Here is a 1,741-nt window from a genome sequence, read left to right as displayed (position 1 = left end):
GGTTCTTCCGCACTTTTCGTGATGATGTTTTTTGATTATGCGGGCTGAAGGACACGCGCCCTGAGGAGTTCGAAGCCTGCTCTTCCGAACATGGTTCGCTTGATCATTTTCAGTCGGCTGATCTGTCCTTCAACCGGGCTGGTTGTCCAAGGTGTGACAAGAGACGCTTCAATGGCAGCCGCATCCCGTTCAAGCGCGGGAATCAGACGTGACAGCAGCGTCGTCTTTCCTTCTTCCAGCAGAGCCTTCAGATCGCCTCCCGTGCAGGTGTCACCCCTTTTACAGAGCAGGGTCTGCATTTTCCTGAGCCAGCAGAGTGTGACGGCAAGGTGCGGTTCAGCTTCCAGAAGGGCAGGAACCAGCAGTCCCTCCTGTCCGGCAGATAACGGATCCTCTGCGAGGAGAAGCCGCGCAAGTCTGCGTCCCCGAGGTGCAACGACATGCGCGGAAGGAACGGGTTTCGCGGAACATCCCTGTCGCGTCGCCACCCATTTCCAGACGGTGCCATATTGTCCTGCAAAGCCCTGCTCCAGGAGTTCCCGCCATAGCTGACGACTATTGCGACATCCTTCGGACCATCTCTTTTCCAGGTGGGCTGTGTAAGGCACGAGTATGCTGCGTGACGGAACCGTTCTTTTCCATGGTGGTGCATGGCCCCGCTGAAACCAGCGCCGCACGGTTTTTCTCTCTACCCCGATCGTTGTGGCGATAGCCTGAATGCTGTGTCCCGCTGCTTTCAGGGCAAGAGCTTCCTTGAAAAGAATGTCACGCCGTTCCCCAGAGGCTGACCTGACGACCGCCTGCGCCTCTTCTGGATGCGCTCTGATTGTTTCAGATATTTTGCTTACGACCGTTGATACGTTCATCTGTCGTGTCAGGGTCCTGACAGTCGTCGTAAAACGGTCCAGAATGCTGACAAAAGCGTCTGACAGGTTCTTCAGCAGATGCCAGCGGTCTGTCACCTGAAGAGCGGATGGTGCGCCTCTGCGGCATCCGTCTGCATAAGTACCGGCACGGTCTCTGGCAATGATTTCAATACCGGGGTGGACCTGCAGCCATCGGGCAAGGGTATCAGCGTCCCGATCTGGCAGGAGGTCAATGACATCATTTTTCTCAAGATCAACCACAATCGTTCCATAGTGATGTCCCCGCCGCCATGCCCAGTCATCCACCCCCACCACACGTGTAAGGGCCGTGCCTTTTGTGGTGTTCTGCACACGTGAGAGAAGACGGCGGACAAGAGTATCCGCGCTGATGGGGCAACACAGGCGCACGGTCATTCGTGCTCCAGCGGAACCGCCCAGGGTGTGGGCGATATAATAATGAAGATCGGCAAGACGTGTGGTCTGTCTGCCATGACGCACGGTTATCCCCTCAAGGGGCATGACAAACGTCCGACGTGGACAAAGCATCGTCTGGCAGAAAAAGCGCGGCACAGAAACGATCAGCGTGGCTGGACGGCCCTGCCATGGAAGATCCGCGAGTTTTCTCTGATAGAAACTGTGAATGCGTTGTGTCGGGCACTGACAGTCCGGACACACTGCACTCCGTTTTCGCAGACCGACTTCGATCTCCACTCTGTTATCCAGTGCAACAACACGACGAACGACGAGGGAACGGGGAAGATCAAGAGACCGAAGGCGTGACACTGGGGAATATCCATGAAAGTGAACGACTTTCTGGATTTCCCAGTTCCGGAACCTCAGTACAAGATACCCATCACGAAAAGTGCGGAAGAACC

Annotated in this window: 1 protein-coding gene; it reads right to left on the bottom strand. The window is 55.8% G+C overall.

The window, feature by feature from the left end:
- Nucleotides 1-35 precede the first annotated feature (35 nt).
- On the bottom strand, nt 36-1,649 hold the full coding sequence (locus EDC31_RS17540; RefSeq protein ID WP_081500468.1) for an ISL3 family transposase: 1,614 nt from the start codon (nt 1,647-1,649) through the stop codon (nt 36-38).
- Nucleotides 1,650-1,741 lie beyond the last annotated feature (92 nt).

Origin of the sequence: Acidomonas methanolica (assembly GCF_004346035.1) — a bacterium.
GTDB lineage: Bacteria > Pseudomonadota > Alphaproteobacteria > Acetobacterales > Acetobacteraceae > Acidomonas > Acidomonas methanolica.
Note: the sequence above shows the minus strand (reverse complement) of the source record. Positions and strands in the feature narration are given on the sequence as shown.